Below are 20,338 nucleotides of genomic sequence, written 5' to 3'. Positions count from 1 at the left end.
GAATGACACACATACAGAACATACAGAAACTATTCTCAAAGAATTTCGTAGAAAGCCCTTTGTTAGAAAGTTTCGACGCAGGAAAAATATATCTTTCAACCGGAAAACTGGTAGCGTGCGATCCTTTGATTACCAATGATATGGATGCGTTTTCGACCTCTTTTCCTACAGGAAGTTTTCCGGTATTGTTACATAAAGAAAGAGAAAGCAATTGTGTTGCTTACGCAGAGATCGTTTTCAGCGATTCAGAAATTTCTGAATGGAAAATGGCAATAACCCGCGATCAGAACATCAAAGATCTCTCGGAAGGAGAAATTTTCGGATACCCTGTTGAAAGCGGAATGGGCTGTTTTATGGATGCAGAAACTCAGCAACACCTTACCGATCTTGAAAAAAGACTCTACCACAGCAAAGGAGTAGATTTTATGGGGATTTATGAAGAATTTTTTCATGAGCATTTTTTTGACGAAAACGGAGCCATTGATCAGTTTGCGTTTTTAAAACCGTCAGAAGATTTTCCCGGAAATATATTTGCTTTTGAAACCGGTTATGGAGAAGGCTTTTACGCAAGCTACATCGCGTTTGGTAAAAACGGCAGAGATCCTGTAAAAATAATTACTGAGTTTATTGAAATTATTGTAGAGTAAAAAGTACCTTTACAGACAATTTTTAATTAAAAATAAAGCGATGAATTTTTCTTCTACACAACCTAGAATCGTAGTTGTGGGTAGCTGCTCATTAGATTTGGTTTTATATACCCAAAGGCTTCCATGCTCGAACGGAACTGTTTTGGCAACGCATTCCGAGAGTTATTTCGGAGGAAAAGGCGCCAATCAGGCAGTAGGAGCTGCAAGATTGGGCGCAAATGTATATTTTGTAGGATGTGTGGGGATGGACCCTTTAGGACAGCAGATTATGAGAAATCTGGTGAGTGAAGAGGTAAACGTCACCTATGTATCTGAAACTGAAAAAGACTGTACCGGTACTGCTTATGTAACCAGCTCTACGGGTAATGCTTCCATAGTTGTTGTTCCTGCGGCGAATAATCATCTTAGCCCGAAAAGTATCGAAGAAGCAGATAAATGTATTTTTTCTGCAGACCTTGTCCTTTTACAGTTGGAGATTCCGATAGATGTCATAGAATATACGGTAAAAAAAGCAAAGAAATACGGTAAAATGGTGGGCATTTATGCTTCTCCCGGAAGAAGGCTGAGTGAGGAAATCATTGACGGTGCAGATTTTATTGTCGTTAAAAGTACAGAACTGGAGGTGGTTTTTGGTGAAAATCAGAAAGAAATTATCCTTACCAAATACTTTAACAAAGTCTTTATTAGAGATGATACCAATTCTACCATCTATTTTGACGGGACTGAAATGAAATATTTCCGATACGAAAATGATAATATGGTCTTCAGAATGGGAATGGGAGATGCATTTACCTCAGGTTTTGCTATTGCATTGTGTCATGGAAATACGATCGAAGACTGCGTAAAATTCGGAAATGAAGTCTCCTCGAAAGTTTCTTTGGGAACCGGCGCGCAAACACGTTTGCCCAGACTTTCAGATTTTGTATAACTATAATTATTTGCTGCATATTGAAAATCAGAAATCAATAAGCAGACTGTGAATAAAAATATCCACTTTTGAAGTGGATATTTCATTTTAATTCCATGGAAAAAGTAATTCTCACCACAGATGATCATGTTGCTCTCACTACACATGTTTTCCGGCCAGAAAAAAGCAATCACAAAATTATACTCATTAATTCCGCAACCGGCGTAAAGCAATATATTTATTATTCATTTGCGCAGTTTTTTACCGAAAAAGGCTTCACGGTAATTACCTATGATTACAGAGGAATTGGGCTTTCAGAACCTGAAAATATTAAAAAAAGTAAAGCTTCGATGAAAATCTGGGGAACAGAAGATTATCATTGTTTAACTAATTATATCACTCAAAACTTTCCGAATGATAAGAAATACTGTCTGGGACATTCAGTAGGAGCTTTATTGCTTGGAATGAGCAGAGGTTCAATCATTTTTGATGCTTTTGTTTTTGTAGGAACCCAGAACGCTTTTATCGGGAACTTAAAGTGGCGTACAAAAGTGGAAGCTTTTTTTGGATTCGGCATTGTTCAGCCATTTGTTACCGAGCTTTTGGGATATTTTCCTGCACAGTGGTTTGGTTTGGGAGAAAGTCTTCCGAAAAATTGCGCTTATGACTGGAGAACCTTAATTTTGAACCGTAAATCTACCAACAGATTGTTGGAGCAAACGGCTGATTGTTCTAAAGAATTGAGCCAGAAGGTATTGGTAATTCGGGCGGAAGATGATGCGTGGTTAACAGAAAAAGGAGTAATGTCTTTATTAAATGACACTTATCCTAACGTTACACCTTCCTACCGATTCATCAGAACTTCAGAATCTGAAAAGGGGAAAATAGGACATATTAATTTCTTCAGAAGCTATAATAAAAAACTCTGGAACATTATTTTAAAAGAACTGACTCATGAATAGTATTGATAAAACAGTAGAATTTGTAAAGCAAAAGCTCGAAGGTGCAGAAGCGGGACACGATTGGTTTCATATCGAAAGAGTCTGGAAACTGTCAAAAAAAATTGCAGCAACTGAAATCTGTAATCGGGAAGTAGTAGAATTGTCTGCTTTGCTTCATGATATTGCCGATCCGAAATTTCATGATGGCGATGAAACGCTGGCTTTAAAAATTTCCCGTGCGTTTTTAGAACATGAAGAAGTAGATGAAGATGTGATTCAGCAGGTTTTATTTGTGATCAAAAATATATCATTTAAAAACAGAGGTGACGTTCCGGAAGATTTGCCTGTTGAGCTGAAAATCGTACAGGATGCAGATCGTATTGATGCAATCGGGGCAATAGGCATCGGAAGAACATTCAATTTCGGAGGCTTTAAAAATAATCTTATGTATCATCCGGATATTGAACCGAAACTGAATATGCCGAAGGAGGAATATAAAAAATCAAACGGTACTACGATCAATCATTTTTATGAAAAATTACTGTTGCTGAAAGACTTGATGAAAACCAATGAAGGTAAAAAAATAGCCGAAGAAAGACATGATTTTATGCTGACTTTCCTCGACCGGTTTTTTAAAGAATGGAATGTAGAGTAATGCTTTTTTAAAAACATCATTATTCTGTATCTTTGTCACATGGGATTCATCATTTTTATCATTTTTCTAGCCCTGGTTTTTTCACTTGTTTTATCTAAGGTAATGTCGGGCAAAGGCGCTGAATGGGCAAAGTTGTTCCGTATTGTTACCTTGGTGGTTTCGATCTCCCTTTTTACGTATTGGTTTATCAAAAAAAGTTCTATCGGTATTGTTAATGATTCAGTCTCAATCCAGGTCATTAATAAGCTTCCGCAGACTTTGGATTTTTATGTGATTAATCTGAATAATCTTGATAAAAATTCTGATTTGGAAACGCAGCATATCGGTAAAGTACGTCCTGAATATTTTAGAACAGACCATCTGAAAATGAAGAATTCTGATGAATATTGGATAGTGGGATACCTCGGGAAGAAAAATCTCGTCTATTTTTCGCAGCATTCGGTGCCCAACAAAAATATGGATCAGATGATTGAGGTCCAGAATTACATCAATCAAAGCGAAAAACTGTCTGAAATTGCCAAAAAATATGTTGAAACCTATAATTTTGAAAATATCCAGCTGGGAATCTGGGTCACGCTTTGCTTTCTCCTGATGTTTTTAAATCTCAGCTTATTAGTCAGAAAAGAATTTTCAAAATAAGCTTAAAGGTGTAGGTTGTCCCATTTTAGGAACGGTAATATCAGTTTTCCATTCTTTGTTCAGCTGTTCGATAAAATACGATGACAATAATGGGGAAGCTTTTTCAATATTCTGATGCACAAAGAAGTATACATTCTGCAGGCCTTCTTTTTTCCATTGAGTCAGACGTTTCAGCCAGTCATCCAGTCGTTCGTAATCACTTTCTGCATTGGCTCCTACATATCGTATAAAAGCGTTGGGCGTTGTGAGTCTCATGTGAAGCATGTCTCTTCTTCCGGCGGTATCTACAATAATATTGGTAATGTCATGCTCTTCAAAAAGCTTGCAGGTGGTATTAAAAATCTCTTCATCGGTAAACCATTCTGTATTTCTGAGCTCGATAGCCAACGGAACTTCTTTTGGCCATTTATTGACAAACTGCTCCAGTCTTTCATAATCTTTCGGCTTAAAATTATCATGAAGCTGCAGGAAAACCATTCCCAGTTTCTGATCAAAATTAAGAACTGCTGTAGCAAACTGGGTGACCACATCATCAATATTCAAGAGTCTTCTGAAGTGGGAAACCGTATTGGTGATTTTTGGAAAAAACTTAAAATCGGCAGGGGTTTTTTCTTTCCAGGTAAGCACCTGTTCAGCAGTCGGCATTCCGTAGAAAGTAGCATTCAATTCTATGGAGTTGAATTGAGTCGCGTAATAGGTCAGCTCATCTTTTGTGCCTTTCGGATAAAAACCTTTCAGATCTGTTTTATTCCATTTTGCACATCCGATGGAGATATTTTCAAGCCCTTTTTTATTTTGCTTTAAAATTTCTTTGGTTTTTGGATGGTCTTTGGGTAAGGTGAAATCTATTTTTGAAGGGTCTTCTACTTTTCCGAATTGCATACGATGTCGTTTTAATAATTTTGAAAGGATTGGTTCTAACAAATATAATAATAAATGCCGTTTTATTTAATTTTGAAAATGAATAATCATAATTATTTTTAGAAAGATTTTACCAAATAATCTGACAATATTTCCAGATAATGATTAATTCCTTAGCAATTCAACAGAGCACTTAATCGCTATCCTCCAATTCAAAAATATCTTCAACTCTTTTCCCGAAATATCTTGCAATTTTTAAAGCCAAAACCGTTGAAGGAATATACTTTCCGGCTTCCATCGCATTGATGGTCTGTCTGGAAACGCCAATTTGCCGAGCCAAATCTTCCTGGGTAATATTCTTCTGGGCTCTCTTAACTTTTAGGGTGTTCTTCATTTTTTAAGCAGTAAATAATTAAATCTGAAAATATAAAGTACCAATGGTAAATACATAATGAGAATCATTAATGTAAAGAAAAGGATTCCGAAAACAGTTAGAAAAAGAATCAGAACGATAGAATAGGTTACGATGAGGCTCCAGAATACCGATTTTAATCGGATGCTTGAAATATATTCATCTTCAATTTTCTCTTTTGAAAATCCCACTAAGATTCCGCCAATGATGATTAAAACTCCAAAAAGATTAGGAAACAGTTCTATTTCTGTATTCTTGAATAATCCGGACGTTTCATTACTCAGAGGAAATCCTGAATTATAGAAAACCGGCAAAGTGACCGAAGGGAAATTAAATGCACCCGTAAGAGATACGATTCCCAAAAGTAATGAAGTGATAAAAATAAACCAACCTGTTTTTTTGAAGCGGTTCGGAAAAAGTTGTAATGTTTTCATAGTTGTAATTTTAATACAACAAATGTAAAAAATATTTTACAATATGTAAAGTTTATTTTACATATTGTTTCAAAATTAAACCGTAGACTTCTACGGTTTAATGATTTATGGTTTAAGCTTCACAAGCCGAACAGGTCACAAAGTTCACCATCATTTCTTTAGAAACCGATGAGCTTCTTTGATAGTATAATGTTTTCACTCCTTTTTTCCAGGCTTCAATGTAAAGATAATTGACGTCTTTTACCGGCATTGTAGACGGAATCTGTAAGTTCAGAGACTGCGCCTGATCAATGTATTGCTGTCTCTGTGCAGCCTGCGAAATGATCTCCATCGGAGAAATCTCTTTAAAGGTTTTGAATACTGCTTTTTCTTCGTCGGTCAGTTCGCTCAGGTGCTGTACAGAACCATGATTCAACATAATCGTTCTCCATGTTTCTTCATTATCAAGGCCTTTTTCTTCCAGTAATTTTGCAAGATATTTATTCTTACGCATAAAATTCCCTTTCGCCAAACCTGCCTTATAATAATTGGATGCAAAAGGCTCAATTCCAGGGGAAGTCTGCCCCAAAATGGCCGAACTTGAAGTGGTAGGAGCAATCGCCATTACGGTGGTATTTCTCATCCCGTAACCTTTCAGAAGTTCCGGTTCACCATAGATGTTGGCCAGTTCTTTAGATGCGATATCGGCCTGAGTTCTGATATGTCTGAAAGCTCTTGCATTAAACTGTGTCGCTTCAAAACTTTCGAAAGGAATCATATTTTTCTGCAGATAAGAATGGTATCCTAAAACGCCCAAACCAAGTGCTCTGTGTCGCATCGCAAAATCTCTTGCGCCCTGAAGGTAATAATTTCCCTCCGTTTTTTCAATAAATTCTGATAAAACGGCATCCAGGAAATAAATCGCCAACTGTACCGCGTTGGTATCTTTCCACTCGTCATATAATTCTAAGTTCATAGATGATAAACAGCAGATAAATGATTCTTCCCTTGTAGAAGGAAGCATAATTTCGGAGCAAAGATTACTTGCATTTACCGTTAATCCAAGATCCTTATAAACCTGAGGTTTGTTTCTGTTCACATTGTCGGTAAAGAAAATATAAGGCAGGCCTTTTTGCTGACGGCTTTCCAGAACCCGTGCCCAGATTTTTCTTTTGTCTGCATCTCCATCGATCATATCCTGCATCCAGTAATCCGGAACGCAAACTCCCGTAAAAAGATTCTGAATCGGGCTTCCAATATCTTTGATGGACAAAAATTCTTCAATATCGCCATGATCAATATCCAGATAGGCTGCAAAAGCACCTCTTCTTACGCCGCCCTGAGAAACGACATCCATCGAAGTGTCAAATAATTTCATGAACGATACGGCTCCTGAAGATTTTCCGTTGTCGGTCACGGCAGTTCCCCGGTTACGAAGTTCCCCGAAATAACCTGAAGTACCGCCTCCGATTTTTGTCTGCATGATGACTTCGCCCATTTTGTGGGTTATCCCTTCAATGCTGTCCGGAATATGAACATTGAAACACGAGATAGGAAGCCCTCTCTGCGTTCCCATATTGGCCCAAACCGGCGATGAGAAACTGATCCATCCTTTGGTGATCATTTCTTTGAAAGCGGGCTGCAGTTCTGGTTTATATAGTCGTTTTGCCGCTGCCATCGTGATTCTGTCAATAGCGCCGTCTACGGTTTCCCCTTTGAGGAGGTATCCTCTGTTCAACATTTGCTCAGATTCTTCGTTGAGCCACCAGATATTGTTGGTTTGTTCTTCCATGTGTATATATTGTAAAATGCAACGTATGCATTGTTTGTTAATTTTTTTTCATGAGCAGAAATATTGTTTTCTCTTCACGGGTGTACCTGCTTTCCGCTGTATCTTTTTTGTTTTTCAAACAAAAAAGGATGCCGCTGCAATCAGGGCTAAGACGACTTCTTGTTTTCTTTACTTCTGAATCTTGTCATTGCGAGGAACGAAGCAATCTAAAGTATTTATGCTTCAATTAATGTATCTTCTGGAGCAACCAGTTCTGCTAATTTAGCGGCAATCTCCGCCAATGTTTCCTCAGCTGTATTTAAGCCGCTTCTTGAGCCTAGTAAAGGACTAACGTCACGTAGATTGTCATAAGTTGTATTATGTACAATTGGAATTAATAAATCGCGAGCCAGTAAAGCAGATAATTCTTTGTCAGCAATGCCTGCATTGTTAATTCGATTAAGAAATGAAGGTGTGACTAAAACAATTCCAACTTTAGACTTGGCTAAGCCTCTATCAATTTCACGCATTAAAGGTGAGCCTAACACAACATCCTTTTCACTAAACCAAACAGAAACACCTTTCGATTCCAATAAATCGTGCAATTCTTTAGCCGATTCTTTACGATCATCCCAAGCATGACAAAGAAAAATATCACGAAGGTCTGGTAAACTAGAACGTTTTTCAACATTCTCACGAACAGGTGTAAGAGTTTTTATCTCTTCTGATGTATATAGTATAGTTGAACTGATTGAAGACCAACTAGCTTTTTTACTTCTTGATTTTCCACCACCACTATTTGAACTACTATTACTTAATCTATTAAAAGAATAGGAGGAATCAGAATATGGTGAAGAGTAAGAAGAATAATAGCTACGACTACTACGACTACTACACGCAGGGCAGTTTGCTGCTGCACTTGCCGTGCGGTGTCCATAACGAGGTGCTGTACATCTTGACATTTTAACTAAGCTTTTTGTTAGAATTTAAAACAAATCATTCGCCGTAATACTCTTATCATGCTTCGTATAATCCACCGGTCTTTTGGCAAAGAAATCGTCCATAGAATTGGCAAAAACTTCCTCTTCAAACCATTTCATCGGGCTGTATTGTTCAGCAGTGGTGTTGTATCGTTTTTCCATGTTGATTTTCGTCAGACTTTCGTCAACACGGTATTTCATAAAGTTGATAAGGTCTTCTTTAGAAAATTTATCCAGTTCGCCCATTTCGAAAATCCAGTCCAGAATTTCTCCTTCCAGTTCGATCGACTGATCTACCAAAGTATAAATATCTTCAATATCAGAATCTGTCAAAAGATCCGGCTGCTCTTCGCGGATTTTATTGATCAGATAAATTCCGCCATTGGCGTGAATCTGCTCATCAATAGACGTCCAGGCAATGATATTGGAAACATTTTTCAGGAAACCTTTGAATCTGGTAAATGATAATATAATGGCAAATTGAGAGAATAAAGATACATTCTCAATCAGAATACTGAATAAAAGCAAAGAGGAAACATATTCTTTCGGTGTTGCAGAATTGGCATGTTTCAATACGTTTGATAAAAACTGAATTCTCTTTTTCAGGGCAGGAACTTCCACCACGTGAAGGAATTCTTCATTGTATCCCAAAACTTCCAGCAATCGGGAATACGCCTCCGAATGGCGGAATTCACATTCTGCAAAAGTAGCTCCTAAGCCATTGAGTTCAGGTTTTGGTAAATGATTGTAAAGATTTCCCCAAAAAGATTTTACAGAGACTTCAATCTGGGCAATGGCTAACAGTGCATTTTTTACTGCGTTTTTCTCATGCGGCTCCAGCTGTGACTGAAAATCCTGAACATCTGCGGTAAAATCAACCTCAGAGTGTACCCAGAATGATTTGTTGATGGCTTCTGTAAACTGAAGAACTTCAGGATACTCAAATGGTTTGTAGCTTACTCTTTTATCAAAAATTCCCATATTAAAAATTGTAATTCTTATAATTAAAAAATGATTATAGGATATAAAAATTCATAACTATTTAATTGTATGAATGTTACGTCTTTAACCTGTTAAACTCAAAAGCCATTTTTTTTCATCTCTGTGAATTACAAAGTTAGAAAACAAAGACTGATTTTAAAAGAGGTAATGAGTAATTGGCTGAGTTTTAGCCCTAAAAGTTTTCCACATTTACATAAGAACGCCTGTCATATTGATTTCATGATGATTACCAATCGCAATTAAATGTTTTAATCCATATTATGTTAAACGATGTTGATTAAATTATTGATTTTTAAATACATATGTATTAAACAGTAATTTCATTAAAGAATTTATGATTGTTGTAACAAATGTAAAAGATAAGCTACTTATTGAGAACAAAAACATCCATCATTAATGTTAGTTATTCAGGATTTAAACAAGTCATACGATACAGGAAAGAGTAAACTGCATGTTCTTAAAGGCATCAATCTCAACATTACGGAAGGTGAGTTTGTCTCTATCATGGGAAGTTCAGGTTCCGGAAAATCTACATTACTGAACATTATCGGGATTTTGGATGAAAAAGACAGTGGCGTATATGATTTAGACGGAATTCCTATCGAACATCTTAATGAAATAAAAGCTGCAGAATATCGTTCGAAATTTTTAGGGTTTGTTTTCCAGTCCTTTAATCTCATTGGCTACAAAACTGCTCTGGACAATGTGGCGCTTCCTTTATATTATCAAAATGTTCCCAGAAAAGAGCGCAATCAAAGAGCGATGGAATATCTGGAAAAAGTTGGTTTGACACAATGGGCCAATCATCTCCCGAATGAGCTTTCCGGAGGGCAGAAGCAGAGAGTAGCCATCGCAAGAGCATTAATTACGGATCCTAAAGTTATTTTAGCCGATGAACCTACGGGAGCGCTGGATTCAAAAACTACTCACGACATTATGAAACTGCTGCAGGATATTAACAATGAAGGAAAAACCATTATCGTGGTAACCCATGAACCCGACGTTGCCGCACAAACCAAAAGAAATGTCATTCTGAGAGACGGAATTATAGAAAGCGATGAATTTATAAAGCAGATTGTTTTGTAAATAAACTCATAAAATTTAAAATCAATTAAAAAAATGTTTGACCTAGATCGTTGGCAGGAAATATTCAGTTCGATTCGCAGTAATATATTGCGGACGGTACTTTCCGGTTTTACAGTCGCGTTGGGACTTTATATTTTCATTGTGCTTTTCGGGATCGGGAATGGTTTGCAGAATGCTTTCCAGGAAGGATTTACAAGAGATGCCCAAAACCTGATCACGATTTTTACCGGACGTGCCAATATTGCGTACGGCGGTTTGCAGGCAGACCGGAATATTACGCTCAATAATTCAGATTACGATGCTCTCATCAAAGCTCAGCCTGAAAAAGTACAGTATTCATCGCCACGATACTCTACCAATTTTCTCGTTAAATATGGGAAGGAAAGCGGGAGTTACCAGATTTCAGGAGCCAATGATCAGGAATCTTTTATTGAAAACAGAAAACTGATGAACGGAAGGTTTATTTCCGAAAGAGATATTGCCAATAATCAATACGTCGCTGTCATCGGAAGAATGGTACAGCGTGATTTGATTAAAAACGGAGATCCTGTAGGGAAAGATCTGGAAATCAACGGAAGCATCTTTAAAGTGATCGGTGTTTTCAGTGATGATGGGGGAGACTGGGATGAAAGAATGATCAGCGTGCCGATCTCTACCCTGCAGCAGGTAAAAAAAGGATCGGATACACTTAGCACGGTATTTATTGCATACGATGAAAAGATGCAACCCGATGAGGCGATCAAATATGGAAAAGATCTGGAAAAAGAATTGAGGGCAAGAAAAAAAGTTTCTCCGGATGATCAAAGCGCAGTTGGGGTTAATAATAGAGCGGAAGGTCTGCAAGATTCTTTCACTTTCCTGTTCGTAATTACCATGATTGTAGGATTTATTGGGATGGGTACGTTACTCGCGGGAATCATTGGAATCAGCAACATCATGGTTTATATAGTAAAAGAAAGAACCAAAGAAATCGGGGTCAGAAAAGCCATTGGTGCAAAACCGAGAAGCATTGTAGCACTGATTATGCAGGAAAGTATCGTAATTACGGTAATTTCCGGATTTGTGGGCGTAGGAATTGGGGTTTTAACCCTGGAACTGATCGGAGACAGCCTGGAAAAATATTTTATCAAAGATCCGAGTGTGGGATGGGGATTGATTTTTGCGGCATTTGTAAGCCTGGTCCTTTCAGGATTGATTGCCGGATTTATCCCTGCATACCGCGCTTCCAAGATCAGGCCGATCGAAGCTCTGCGTACAGAATAGACCGGGATGATCAATAATTTTTAATTAAAGTCATACGTTAGAAATGAATATTATATTTAAAAAAGATACGTGGCAGGAAATTTATTATTCACTGAAGAATAATAAACTCCGTACCTTTCTTACCATGATCGGCGTAGGATGGGGAATGTTCCTTTTCGTAAGCCTTCTGGGAGCTGCAAAAGGAATGGAGAATGGTTTTGATAAATTATTCTCCGGCTTTGCCACCAATTCTATTTTTATGTGGGCTCAGAATACATCAATTCCCTACAACGGTTTCCCTAAAGGAAGACAGGTAAGCCTGCATTTGCCGGATATGGATCTGCTTCAGAGAAGAATTCCGCAGATTGATTATATTTCCCCTCAGAATTCCAGGGGAAGTTTCGGAAATGCAGGCGAACAGATGAGCAGAAACGGAAAAAACTCTGTTTATACATTGACCGGTGATTATCCTGTAGGAAATAAAATTTCAGAAAAAAAACTGATTTTCGGACGCTATCTCAATGATGCCGATGTTACGGCAAACAAAAATGTTGTGGTAATTGGAGAAGCTATTTATAAAAACTTTTTTGATGCCAAAAAGAATGAAAATCCTATCGGAAAATCGATCAACATCAAAGGATTGTTTTTTAATGTGATTGGCGTATATAAAGTTGCACAGGCAGGAGGTCCCAACAACAACGATACAACGGCATTTATACCGCTTTCAACATTCACAAAAATGTTTAATGACGGGGATAAGGTAGATTTTTTTGCAGTGGTCAGTAAACCCGATGCAGATCTTACGGTGGTAGAAAATCTCGCCAAAACAGAACTTAAAAAGAAAAACAATGTATCTCCGGAAGATACCAATGCTTTCGGAACCTTCAATTTGGGTAAAATGTTTGAAAAAGTTACGGGATTTCTTACCGGGATGCAGCTTTTAACTATTATTGTAGGAACTTTAACTATTATCGCAGGAGTTATTGCCATTTCAAATATACTGCTGATCACAGTTACAGAGCGTACAAAAGAAATCGGTATCCGAAGAGCTTTGGGCGCAAAACCATCAGAAGTGCGCAATCAGATATTGCTCGAAAGTGTTGTCATTACTTTAGCTTCAGGATTACTGGGCTTTATTTTCGGGATATTGCTGTTGATGATTATTGATATTCTCACGAAGAACCAAGATAAGTTTCCTTTTTACAATCCTACAGTTAATTACGGAGACGTTTTTGCCGCGATGGGCGTGATGATTTTGCTGGGACTGATTATCGGAATGATTCCTGCACAGAGAGCCGTAAAAATAAGACCGATTGAAGCGCTGAGAAGCGAATAATCTTTAAATAATATTAAAAAAATAAACTATATACAATGAAAAAGAAATTTACCTGGAAAAAAGCCGTTTATATATTCCTGGGTCTGTTGCTTGCCGCAGCATTATTTGCCGGAATCGGCTATCTTGTAAAGTCTAATTCTAAAGAAAGTGAAGCTTTTCTGACCCGAAAACCAACCATTCAGAATATGGATGACAAAGTGATGGCAACAGGAAAAATTATTCCGAAAGAAGAGATTGAAATCAAACCTAATATTGCAGGGATTATCGATAAAATCTTGGTCGATGAAGGAGACCGGGTAGAAGCGGGACAGCTGATTGCGACTGTGAAAATCATCCCGAATATCGCTGAAGTAAACAATGCGCAGCAGGAAGTTCTTAATTCTCAGCTTCAGATCAGCAATGCCAGAATGAATGTTGACAATATGCAGAAACAGTTTGCGATGCAGCAAAAACTTTACAGCCAAGGCGTTATTTCAAAACAGGAATATCTGAATTCCCAACAGCAGCTCTTTTCTACCCAACAAGGCCTGAAAAATGCCAATCAGCAGCTTCAGACCGCTCAGAAAAGATTACAGATCGTAAAAACGGGAGCCACTCCGGAACTGCAGGGTTTGGCAACAACCCAGATCCGTTCAAAAGCAGCCGGAACCGTGCTTGAAGTGCCCGTGAAAGTGGGAAGTCAGGTTATTGAAGCCAACTCCTTCAATGCAGGAACGACCATTTGTTCTATTGCAAATCTGAATTCACTGATTTTTCAAGGGGAAATTGATGAGGCTCAAGCCGGAAAACTAAAACAGGGAATGAGTATGAACATCGTCATCGGTGCCTTACAGAATAAAACGTTTCCCGGAAAGCTGACAATGATTGCACCAAAAGGAAAGGATACCAACGGAACCATCAAATTCCCTGTAGAAGGTGATGTAAACAATCCGGATAACGAATACATCAGAGCCGGGTTTTCTGCCAATGGCGAGATTGTTTTAAGTTCACAGAAAAATGCATTATTATTGGACGAATCTCTTGTTCAGTACGAGAAAAATAACGGAAAAGACAGGCCTTTCGTTGAGGTAAAACAACCGGACGGAAAGTTTAAGAAAGTATATGTGAAATTGGGGGCAAGTGACGGAATCAATGTACAGGTGCTTTCAGGAATCGATAAAAATGCGGAAGTAAAAGTATGGAACCCGTCTGATAAAGATAAGGAAGAATTAAAGGAAAAAGCGAAGAAGTAGATTCGGCTTGATATAAAAATAAAAAGTCCCGGTTATTCCGGGACTTTTTTTATCTGATAATCAGATTTAGATTTTTTTTAGCCTAAAAATTTAATTTCTTTATCTTTAAAATTATTCTTACTCACCAGTTTATTTACGGTTTTCAGCATTGATCTGCGGAGTTTTGCAAGTTTTCTCACATTTTTATCTTCGCTGTAATCAAAGATATTATCCTTAAAGCTGAAGGTGTCGCCATCTTTAAACTCAATATTATTTTTCTTCAATTCTTTGTGCAGCATCAGATTGGTCATGCTTTTAAGAATCAGGTATTCAGATTCACCAAGAGATTTTAAAGATTTGAGCAAATGTTTCTTATATTTTTTCTTTCCCATAATATCAAACTTTTTCTATTTTTAAGAGGTCTACAAATATATCTCTTTCATCGAAACTATTATTTTTTTTAAGTCTAAATTTTTTAAAAAATTTAAAACCCGATATCCAGATTCTTTAAATTAATTTTTCAAAATCAATTTATTATCGTAATATTGCAATATTAAAATATACAAATGGGACTTACTAAGACTGAAATTTTCACACAAAAGCAAAACAGATTGGCCACGCTTTTTAAGGTTTTGGGACATCCTGCAAGAATTGCGATTTTGCAGCATATCATCAATCAGAAAGCCTGCATCTGCAATGATCTTGTAGAGGAGTTGGGATTGGCGCAGGCTACCATTTCCCAGCATTTAAAAGAACTTAAAAATATAGGGATCATCAAAGGTTCCATTGAAGGAAAATCAGTCTGTTATTGTATTGATAATACGGTTTGGAAGTCAATTCAGGCTGAATTAGGCTCTTTTTTTATTCAGGATATAACTTCTGAATCTTGTTGTTAAAATTTTATACAATATCATCGTTATATAGCAATATTACATTAATATATTTAAAATAATACTATGAAACTTTCAGATCTAAAACAAATTGTGCCCAAATTAGAAAATGTGGCGTTTCAATTAGAAGACGGAACTTTTGTTCCGGAACATTTTCATGTAACAGAAGTAGGGCAGGTTGTCAAAAATTTTATTGATTGTGGCGGCGCTATCCGTTCAGAAAAAGCGGTTGGTTTCCAATTGTGGAACGCCGATGATTTTGAACACCGCTTAAAACCCGGAAAACTTTTAGGAATCATCCGGCTCGCTGAAGAAAAATTGGGAATTGAAGATTCTGAAATCGAAGTAGAATACCAATCGGGAACGATAGGCAGATATAATCTGGATTTCAATGGGAAAAATTTTGTTTTAATAAACAAAACAACCACCTGTTTAGCTGAAGAAGCATGTGGCATTCCGGGAGAAAAAATAAAATTGAATCTCAGCGAATTAAGAAGCAGTCCGGAATCCGGCTGTACTCCAAACTCAGGATGTTGCTCATGAAAAAACTGATACAATATAAAAAACCGATTATTATAACCGCTTCTGTGATAGTTTTGCAGCTCATTTTCGGCTTTGATCCCAAATTCTGTATTATTAATATTATTTGGTTATTCGTTTAAATTATGAAAAAGAATATATTGGTACTCTGTACAGGAAACAGTTGCAGAAGCCAGATTGCACATGGTTATCTAAAATATTTTGCTACTGATAAAGCAGATGTTTACAGCGCCGGAATTGAGACGCACGGAGTCAATCCCAAAGCAATTGCAACAATGAAAGAGGACGGAATTGATATTTCCGGCCATACTTCTAATCTTATCAGTGAGTATGAAGATCTTCCATTTGATTTTGTAATTACAGTTTGTGACAACGCCAAAGAAAACTGTCCATACTTTCCTTCTACTGCGAAAAAATTTCATCATAACTTTCCGGATCCTGCAAAAGCGGTTGGTACAGAATCTGAAATTAATGAAGAGTTTAAATTCGTAAGAGAACAGATTAAAATGTACTGCCGACAATTTGTTGATGAAAATTTGTCATCCTTATCATAATTTATCTAGAATCTTTTCCATTAAAAAATTAGGACATCCATACTATAATCTATATGAAATTCCGTAATTTTGGACTTCAAAATCTAAATTTAAAAAATAAATGGACATTATTTTTGACCTTATCGAAAAAGAAAGAGCAAGACAAACCCACGGATTAGAACTGATTGCTTCAGAAAATTTTGTTTCCGAAAACGTCATGAAAGCAATGGGAAGCGTGTTGACCAATAAATATGCAGAAGGATATCCGGGAAAAAGATACTACGGAGGCTGTGAAGTGGTAGATGAGGTTGAGACTTTAGCCATCGAAAGAGCAAAACAGCTTTTCGGGGTAGATTACGTGAATGTTCAGCCGCATTCCGGTTCTCAGGCCAATGCAGCGGTATATCTTGCTGTTTTGAAGCCGGGAGATAAAATCATGGGGATGGATCTTTCTATGGGAGGCCATCTTACACACGGTTCTGCGGTGAATTTCTCAGGAATTCAGTATAATGTCGTTTCTTATGGTGTACAACAGGAAACAGGTTTGATCGATTATGACCAAATGAGAGAGGTAGCATTGAGAGAAAAGCCGAAAATGCTTATTGCAGGTTTCTCAGCGTATTCCAGAGATTTAGATTATGCAAAATTCAGAGCGGTTGCAGATGAGATCGGCGCGACGCTTTGGGCAGATATTGCACATCCTGCAGGTTTGGTGGCGAAAGGATTATTAAATTCCCCATTCGAGCATTGTCATGTAGTGACCACAACGACGCACAAGACATTGAGAGGCCCGAGAGGAGGGATGATCATGATGGGGAAAGATTTTGAAAATACCTACGGTCATAAAACTCCGAAAGGAGAAATCAAACAGATGAGCCAGGTTTTAGACGGTGCTGTTTTTCCGGGAATTCAGGGTGGCCCGTTGGAACACGTAATCGCAGCAAAAGCGGTAGCGTTTGCAGAAGCAATTGAAGATCAATTCTTAACATATGCAAAACAAGTGAAATCTAACGCTCAGGCTTTATCTAAAGCAATGGTAGATTTAGGTTTTAACATTGTAAGTGGCGGTACAGATAATCACCTGATGCTCGTAGATCTAAGAAATAAAGGCGTGAACGGAAAAGAAACCGAAAAAGCGTTAGTGAAGGCAGATATTACCTGTAATAAGAATATGGTCCCTTTTGATGACAAATCTCCTTTTACCACTTCCGGGATCAGACTGGGAACTGCAGCGATCACTACAAGAGGCCTGAAAGAAAATGATATGGAAACAATTGCAGAACTAATCTCTGAAGTAGTCGACAATATCAAAAACGAAGAGACGATTTCTGAAGTCAGAAAAAAGGTGAATGCATTAATGGAAGGGAAAGCCTTATTTAATTATTAATATTTATCTTATATAATATAAAGGCGCAATTTTTTGCGCCTTTTTTGATTTAAATTTGTAAAAGACCGCTATGGAAAACGAAAAGAAATTGTTCACTTTTACCGAAATCAAACAGAAACTGGTCAATTATTGTGTGTATCAGGATCGCTGTCATTCTGAAGTAGAGCAGAAAATGAGAGAATTCGTATTGATTCCTGAAGCCAAAGAAGAAATTTTATTATATCTGCTTAAAGAAAATTATCTCAACGAAGAACGGTTCACCAGAAGCTACATTCGCGGAAAGTTTTATATGAAACAATGGGGTAAAGCGAAAATTAAGATACACTTAAAACAAAAAGGAATTACAGAAAAATTAATATCCAAATGTTTTGATGAAATAGATGATGACGATTATACAAACATAATAAGAAAAGTCTACGAAAATTACTTTTCAAAATTAAAAGGATTGCAGTTATATCAAAGAAAATCAAAGACTGTTAAATATCTTTTAAGCAGGGGTTTTGAGTATGAAAATATTTTACAAGTAATTGACAATTAACATTTATGTAATTTTAAGTTCTGGTTTTTTCAGAGAAAATTTTATAGTTTTGTCACCAGAAAAAATAATTTATATGAATTTAAAATTACAACATGTATCAAAGGCGTCAATGACGTTCTTGATGGCTTTATTCTCAATATCGGGCTGGGCACAAATTTTTGAACAAGATTTTAATTCTTCTTCTACTGTTAGTTCCTATGTTTCCGCTACAACTCCAAACTCTGGGCAATTTAATGCAATTAGTACTTCGGGAAGTGGAACTGTACTTAGTATTAATGGTGGGAAATTAAGATTTGCAAGAACCGGTAATGCTGGTGCATATACAAGAACGACAGATCTTACACCAACCCCTCAATTGATGATTTATCAGTTTGACTTAGCAGTTTCAAATAATACAGCTGCTGTTACAAATGCGGCTACTTGGCAGATTGGTTCAGCTTTTACAACCGGCAATAGTACAGAAGCTAATTCAATTGTGCATTCCAGACTTGGTTTAAATTTAACAGCTACCAATGGCAGCTTTTCGTTGAGAGACATTGGCGGATCATTAAATTCTTCAGTTTTCAGTGGTACTCAAAATATTTTTTGGGTAATAAACAACACAGGGGCGACAGCATTCTATCTTGCGCCTGACAATACTGTAGGTACACTATCTAATGATGAGGCTGATTTATGGGTTGGAACCACAAAAGCATTAACTTCGCTCCCTGCAACGACCGCAACACAAAGCTTAACAGATTTTAAATTTGTTATTTCTAATGGAACAGCAAATGTGGATATTGATAATTTGAAAATTTATAGCGGATCAAATATAACTGTATGGAACGGTACGACATGGTCTAATGGAACGCCATCATCTACATTAAATGCTGCTATTAATGATAATTACACTGGAACAGGATTTACCGCAAAGACTTTGATTGTAAATTCAGGTTTTACATTAACGATTAACTCAGGACAAACCGTTACGACCGGTAATCTTACCAATAACGGTGCAGTTATAGTAAATGACGGTGGAAATTTAATTCAGACTGCAGCAGGAACATATTCTGGAACAGGAACATTTACGGTGAATAAAAACGGTGCAAGCGCATTGGATAAATACGCGTTCTGGTCTTCTCCGGTAGCATCACAGAATCTTGCTACCATGTATGGTGCAGGGCTTACTCCTTCATTTATCACGGAATATAACACCGCGACAGATTATTTTGTAACCGCTACTTCCAACACATCGGTAGTTGGGAAAGGATATTCTATCAAAACTCCTGCTGCAGCAGCTTCCGGTATTTTTATCGGAACTCCTAACAACGGAGCACAAACGTATACGTTAGCAACTACAGGAAGCGGTCATAATCTTGTTGGAAACCCTTACCCTTCAAATCTTGATTTGGTAGCATTTTACAATGCAAATTCAGGAAGAATCAACAGTACGTTCTATTTTTGGGATAATACCAGTAATTCTGTAACGACTCAAGGAGGGACAACTTCTGTAAATATAGGATATGCAACGTATAATGCTTTATCACAAACATGGGCTGCTGCACCAAATAGTGGAATTACTCCTGCAGGAAATGGCGCCAATATAGGACAGGGATTCTTTGTTCAGACCCTTGCAACACCTACCGATACATCTTTAAGTTTTACCAATGATATGAGAGTTGCCACTACGGGAACATTTTTTAACAAGACGACCAACAATACGGAAGGTAAATTCTGGTTAAGAATCAATTCTTCATACAATACCAACAATACTTTAGCGGTAGCATATTTGGCTCCGGCTTCTGATTCTTTTGATAATTATGATTCTAAAGCAATCGCTACAGGATCTGATGCATTCTACACGATGGCAGATGCTCAGAAATTATTGATCCAGGGGAAGGCAGGTTTTGATACTGATGATGTGGTACCAGTGGGTAACAAGTATTTCCAGAATGGAAACTTTGTGATCAGCCTTATTCAGAAAGAAGGGATTTTCAATGCAGGGCAGCCGGTTTATCTTCACGATAAAGTATCGGGAACCTATACCAATCTACAAAACGGAACATATAGCTTTACTGCTAATTCAGGTGAATTTACAGAACGTTTTGAAATCGTTTACAAGCTTAATGTGCTTGCTACCACTGAAGTAGAAAAAGCAGGTCTTGAAGTATATAGAGACGGGGAGGATTTTGTCGTAAGAAATACGAAAAATATTGATTCGGTAACAGTATATGATGCAGCAGGAAGAATGATCACAAAGATCACAGCAAATTCAAAACTGATCCGTATCCCGGTAAGTGCTAAAGGAATGTATATTTTAAAAGCAGTTTCAGAAGGCAAAGAATACTCTAAAAAAATAATTAAATAA

General features: G+C 37.3%; 22 protein-coding genes. 15 read left to right on the top strand and 7 right to left on the bottom strand.

From position 1 onward, the window contains the following. Nucleotides 1–2: 2 nt before the first annotated feature. The 5 genes from N0B16_RS11820 to N0B16_RS11800 all read left to right on the top strand — a co-directional run bounded on the left by N0B16_RS11820 (nucleotide 3) and on the right by N0B16_RS11800 (nucleotide 3,789). A complete protein-coding gene (locus N0B16_RS11820; protein ID WP_262991151.1) occupies nucleotides 3–647 on the top strand; it encodes a DUF4241 domain-containing protein in 645 nt (214 codons plus the stop codon). Between the two features lie 40 nt (nucleotides 648–687). After that, on the top strand, nucleotides 688–1,575 hold the full coding sequence (locus N0B16_RS11815) for a ribokinase (RefSeq protein ID WP_262991150.1): 888 nt from the start codon (nucleotides 688–690) through the stop codon (nucleotides 1,573–1,575). Between the two features lie 95 nt (nucleotides 1,576–1,670). Further along, a complete protein-coding gene (locus N0B16_RS11810; RefSeq protein ID WP_262991149.1) occupies nucleotides 1,671–2,516 on the top strand; it encodes an alpha/beta hydrolase family protein in 846 nt (281 codons plus the stop codon). Beyond that, the gene (locus N0B16_RS11805; protein ID WP_262991148.1) at nucleotides 2,509–3,150 is read left to right on the top strand and encodes an HD domain-containing protein; all 642 of its coding nucleotides are present in this window, start codon (nucleotides 2,509–2,511) and stop codon (nucleotides 3,148–3,150) included. The genes N0B16_RS11810 and N0B16_RS11805 overlap by 8 nt, the downstream gene beginning before the upstream one ends. A gap of 39 nt (nucleotides 3,151–3,189) precedes the next feature. Further along, nucleotides 3,190–3,789, top strand: a complete 600-nt coding sequence (locus tag N0B16_RS11800; RefSeq protein WP_262991147.1) for a hypothetical protein — start codon at nucleotides 3,190–3,192, stop codon at nucleotides 3,787–3,789. Here the strand turns inward: N0B16_RS11800 and N0B16_RS11795 are convergent. The 6 genes from N0B16_RS11795 to N0B16_RS11770 all read right to left on the bottom strand — a co-directional run bounded on the left by N0B16_RS11795 (nucleotide 3,781) and on the right by N0B16_RS11770 (nucleotide 9,207). After that, nucleotides 3,781–4,671 carry a DUF72 domain-containing protein gene (locus tag N0B16_RS11795; RefSeq protein ID WP_262991146.1) on the bottom strand — a complete coding sequence of 297 codons (891 nt, stop codon included), beginning with the start codon at nucleotides 4,669–4,671 and terminating at the stop codon, nucleotides 3,781–3,783. The genes N0B16_RS11800 and N0B16_RS11795 overlap by 9 nt on opposite strands. A 172-nt stretch (nucleotides 4,672–4,843) precedes the next feature. Then, entirely contained in the window at nucleotides 4,844–5,044 is a 201-nt protein-coding gene (locus tag N0B16_RS11790; protein ID WP_262991145.1) for a helix-turn-helix transcriptional regulator, read from the bottom strand. Further along, nucleotides 5,041–5,496, bottom strand: coding sequence for a hypothetical protein (locus N0B16_RS11785; RefSeq protein ID WP_262991144.1), 456 nt, complete (start codon nucleotides 5,494–5,496; stop codon nucleotides 5,041–5,043). Before N0B16_RS11785 ends, N0B16_RS11790 begins: the two co-directional genes overlap by 4 nt. 112 nt (nucleotides 5,497–5,608) lie before the next feature. Beyond that, a complete protein-coding gene (locus tag N0B16_RS11780) occupies nucleotides 5,609–7,267 on the bottom strand; it encodes a ribonucleoside-diphosphate reductase subunit alpha (RefSeq protein ID WP_262991143.1) in 1,659 nt (552 codons plus the stop codon). Nucleotides 7,268–7,482: 215 nt separating this feature from the next. Next, nucleotides 7,483–8,208, bottom strand: coding sequence for a toll/interleukin-1 receptor domain-containing protein (locus tag N0B16_RS11775; protein WP_262991142.1), 726 nt, complete (start codon nucleotides 8,206–8,208; stop codon nucleotides 7,483–7,485). Nucleotides 8,209–8,232: 24 nt separating this feature from the next. Beyond that, nucleotides 8,233–9,207, bottom strand: coding sequence for a ribonucleotide-diphosphate reductase subunit beta (locus tag N0B16_RS11770; RefSeq protein ID WP_262991141.1), 975 nt, complete (start codon nucleotides 9,205–9,207; stop codon nucleotides 8,233–8,235). A 417-nt stretch (nucleotides 9,208–9,624) separates the two neighbouring features. On the opposite strand from N0B16_RS11770, the gene N0B16_RS11765 reads away from it, so the two are divergent. From N0B16_RS11765 to N0B16_RS11750, 4 genes are read left to right on the top strand one after another with little or no spacing between them, the layout of a single operon-like run. Next, a complete protein-coding gene (locus N0B16_RS11765) occupies nucleotides 9,625–10,314 on the top strand; it encodes an ABC transporter ATP-binding protein (protein WP_262991140.1) in 690 nt (229 codons plus the stop codon). Nucleotides 10,315–10,347: 33 nt separating this feature from the next. Continuing rightward, entirely contained in the window at nucleotides 10,348–11,577 is a 1,230-nt protein-coding gene (locus tag N0B16_RS11760) for an ABC transporter permease (protein ID WP_262991139.1), read from the top strand. Nucleotides 11,578–11,620: 43 nt separating this feature from the next. After that, nucleotides 11,621–12,892 (top strand): ABC transporter permease, encoded by a 1,272-nt coding sequence (locus N0B16_RS11755; protein WP_262991138.1) that lies wholly within the window; start codon nucleotides 11,621–11,623, stop codon nucleotides 12,890–12,892. Nucleotides 12,893–12,927: 35 nt separating this feature from the next. Continuing rightward, the gene (locus N0B16_RS11750; protein ID WP_262991137.1) at nucleotides 12,928–14,124 is read left to right on the top strand and encodes an efflux RND transporter periplasmic adaptor subunit; all 1,197 of its coding nucleotides are present in this window, start codon (nucleotides 12,928–12,930) and stop codon (nucleotides 14,122–14,124) included. 77 nt (nucleotides 14,125–14,201) lie between these two features. Here the strand turns inward: N0B16_RS11750 and N0B16_RS11745 are convergent, their stop codons facing one another. Then, nucleotides 14,202–14,495 (bottom strand): hypothetical protein, encoded by a 294-nt coding sequence (locus N0B16_RS11745; protein ID WP_262991136.1) that lies wholly within the window; start codon nucleotides 14,493–14,495, stop codon nucleotides 14,202–14,204. A 174-nt stretch (nucleotides 14,496–14,669) separates the two neighbouring features. Here N0B16_RS11745 and N0B16_RS11740 point away from each other — a divergent pair, with 174 nt between their 5' ends. The 6 genes from N0B16_RS11740 to N0B16_RS11715 all read left to right on the top strand — a co-directional run bounded on the left by N0B16_RS11740 (nucleotide 14,670) and on the right by N0B16_RS11715 (nucleotide 20,338). After that, nucleotides 14,670–14,999 carry an ArsR/SmtB family transcription factor gene (locus N0B16_RS11740; RefSeq protein WP_262991135.1) on the top strand — a complete coding sequence of 110 codons (330 nt, stop codon included), beginning with the start codon at nucleotides 14,670–14,672 and terminating at the stop codon, nucleotides 14,997–14,999. A gap of 60 nt (nucleotides 15,000–15,059) precedes the next feature. Next, nucleotides 15,060–15,536 carry a DUF6428 family protein gene (locus tag N0B16_RS11735; protein WP_262991134.1) on the top strand — a complete coding sequence of 159 codons (477 nt, stop codon included), beginning with the start codon at nucleotides 15,060–15,062 and terminating at the stop codon, nucleotides 15,534–15,536. 122 nt (nucleotides 15,537–15,658) lie between these two features. Next, nucleotides 15,659–16,087 (top strand): arsenate reductase ArsC, encoded by a 429-nt coding sequence (locus N0B16_RS11730; RefSeq protein ID WP_262991133.1) that lies wholly within the window; start codon nucleotides 15,659–15,661, stop codon nucleotides 16,085–16,087. 100 nt (nucleotides 16,088–16,187) lie between these two features. Next, nucleotides 16,188–17,453, top strand: a complete 1,266-nt coding sequence (glyA, locus tag N0B16_RS11725; RefSeq protein ID WP_262991132.1) for a serine hydroxymethyltransferase — start codon at nucleotides 16,188–16,190, stop codon at nucleotides 17,451–17,453. Nucleotides 17,454–17,523: 70 nt separating this feature from the next. After that, nucleotides 17,524–17,991: a regulatory protein RecX gene (locus N0B16_RS11720; protein WP_262991131.1), complete on the top strand. Its 468-nt coding sequence runs from the start codon at nucleotides 17,524–17,526 to the stop codon at nucleotides 17,989–17,991. 73 nt (nucleotides 17,992–18,064) lie between these two features. Continuing rightward, on the top strand, nucleotides 18,065–20,338 hold the full coding sequence (locus tag N0B16_RS11715; protein WP_262991130.1) for a T9SS type A sorting domain-containing protein: 2,274 nt from the start codon (nucleotides 18,065–18,067) through the stop codon (nucleotides 20,336–20,338).

It is taken from the genome of Chryseobacterium gilvum, assembly GCF_025628965.1.
Lineage (GTDB): Bacteria > Bacteroidota > Bacteroidia > Flavobacteriales > Weeksellaceae > Chryseobacterium > Chryseobacterium gilvum.
The sequence above is the reverse complement of the archived record's forward strand: the minus strand, read 5'-3'. Positions and strand labels throughout refer to the sequence as shown.

What these genes read in the sequence shown, in the direction of transcription:
- N0B16_RS11820 (WP_262991151.1), top strand. Translation starts at nt 3, where the DNA reads ATGACACACATACAGAACATACAGAAACTATTCTCAAAGAATTTCGTA.
- N0B16_RS11815 (WP_262991150.1), top strand. Translation starts at nt 688, where the DNA reads ATGAATTTTTCTTCTACACAACCTAGAATCGTAGTTGTGGGTAGCTGC.
- N0B16_RS11810 (WP_262991149.1), top strand. Translation starts at nt 1,671, where the DNA reads ATGGAAAAAGTAATTCTCACCACAGATGATCATGTTGCTCTCACTACA.
- N0B16_RS11805 (WP_262991148.1), top strand. Translation starts at nt 2,509, where the DNA reads ATGAATAGTATTGATAAAACAGTAGAATTTGTAAAGCAAAAGCTCGAA.
- N0B16_RS11800 (WP_262991147.1), top strand. Translation starts at nt 3,190, where the DNA reads ATGGGATTCATCATTTTTATCATTTTTCTAGCCCTGGTTTTTTCACTT.
- N0B16_RS11795 (WP_262991146.1), bottom strand. Translation starts at nt 4,671, where the DNA reads ATGCAATTCGGAAAAGTAGAAGACCCTTCAAAAATAGATTTCACCTTA.
- N0B16_RS11790 (WP_262991145.1), bottom strand. Translation starts at nt 5,044, where the DNA reads ATGAAGAACACCCTAAAAGTTAAGAGAGCCCAGAAGAATATTACCCAG.
- N0B16_RS11785 (WP_262991144.1), bottom strand. Translation starts at nt 5,496, where the DNA reads ATGAAAACATTACAACTTTTTCCGAACCGCTTCAAAAAAACAGGTTGG.
- N0B16_RS11780 (WP_262991143.1), bottom strand. Translation starts at nt 7,267, where the DNA reads ATGGAAGAACAAACCAACAATATCTGGTGGCTCAACGAAGAATCTGAG.
- N0B16_RS11775 (WP_262991142.1), bottom strand. Translation starts at nt 8,208, where the DNA reads ATGTCAAGATGTACAGCACCTCGTTATGGACACCGCACGGCAAGTGCA.
- N0B16_RS11770 (WP_262991141.1), bottom strand. Translation starts at nt 9,207, where the DNA reads ATGGGAATTTTTGATAAAAGAGTAAGCTACAAACCATTTGAGTATCCT.
- N0B16_RS11765 (WP_262991140.1), top strand. Translation starts at nt 9,625, where the DNA reads ATGTTAGTTATTCAGGATTTAAACAAGTCATACGATACAGGAAAGAGT.
- N0B16_RS11760 (WP_262991139.1), top strand. Translation starts at nt 10,348, where the DNA reads ATGTTTGACCTAGATCGTTGGCAGGAAATATTCAGTTCGATTCGCAGT.
- N0B16_RS11755 (WP_262991138.1), top strand. Translation starts at nt 11,621, where the DNA reads ATGAATATTATATTTAAAAAAGATACGTGGCAGGAAATTTATTATTCA.
- N0B16_RS11750 (WP_262991137.1), top strand. Translation starts at nt 12,928, where the DNA reads ATGAAAAAGAAATTTACCTGGAAAAAAGCCGTTTATATATTCCTGGGT.
- N0B16_RS11745 (WP_262991136.1), bottom strand. Translation starts at nt 14,495, where the DNA reads ATGGGAAAGAAAAAATATAAGAAACATTTGCTCAAATCTTTAAAATCT.
- N0B16_RS11740 (WP_262991135.1), top strand. Translation starts at nt 14,670, where the DNA reads ATGGGACTTACTAAGACTGAAATTTTCACACAAAAGCAAAACAGATTG.
- N0B16_RS11735 (WP_262991134.1), top strand. Translation starts at nt 15,060, where the DNA reads ATGAAACTTTCAGATCTAAAACAAATTGTGCCCAAATTAGAAAATGTG.
- N0B16_RS11730 (WP_262991133.1), top strand. Translation starts at nt 15,659, where the DNA reads ATGAAAAAGAATATATTGGTACTCTGTACAGGAAACAGTTGCAGAAGC.
- glyA (WP_262991132.1), top strand. Translation starts at nt 16,188, where the DNA reads ATGGACATTATTTTTGACCTTATCGAAAAAGAAAGAGCAAGACAAACC.
- N0B16_RS11720 (WP_262991131.1), top strand. Translation starts at nt 17,524, where the DNA reads ATGGAAAACGAAAAGAAATTGTTCACTTTTACCGAAATCAAACAGAAA.
- N0B16_RS11715 (WP_262991130.1), top strand. Translation starts at nt 18,065, where the DNA reads ATGAATTTAAAATTACAACATGTATCAAAGGCGTCAATGACGTTCTTG.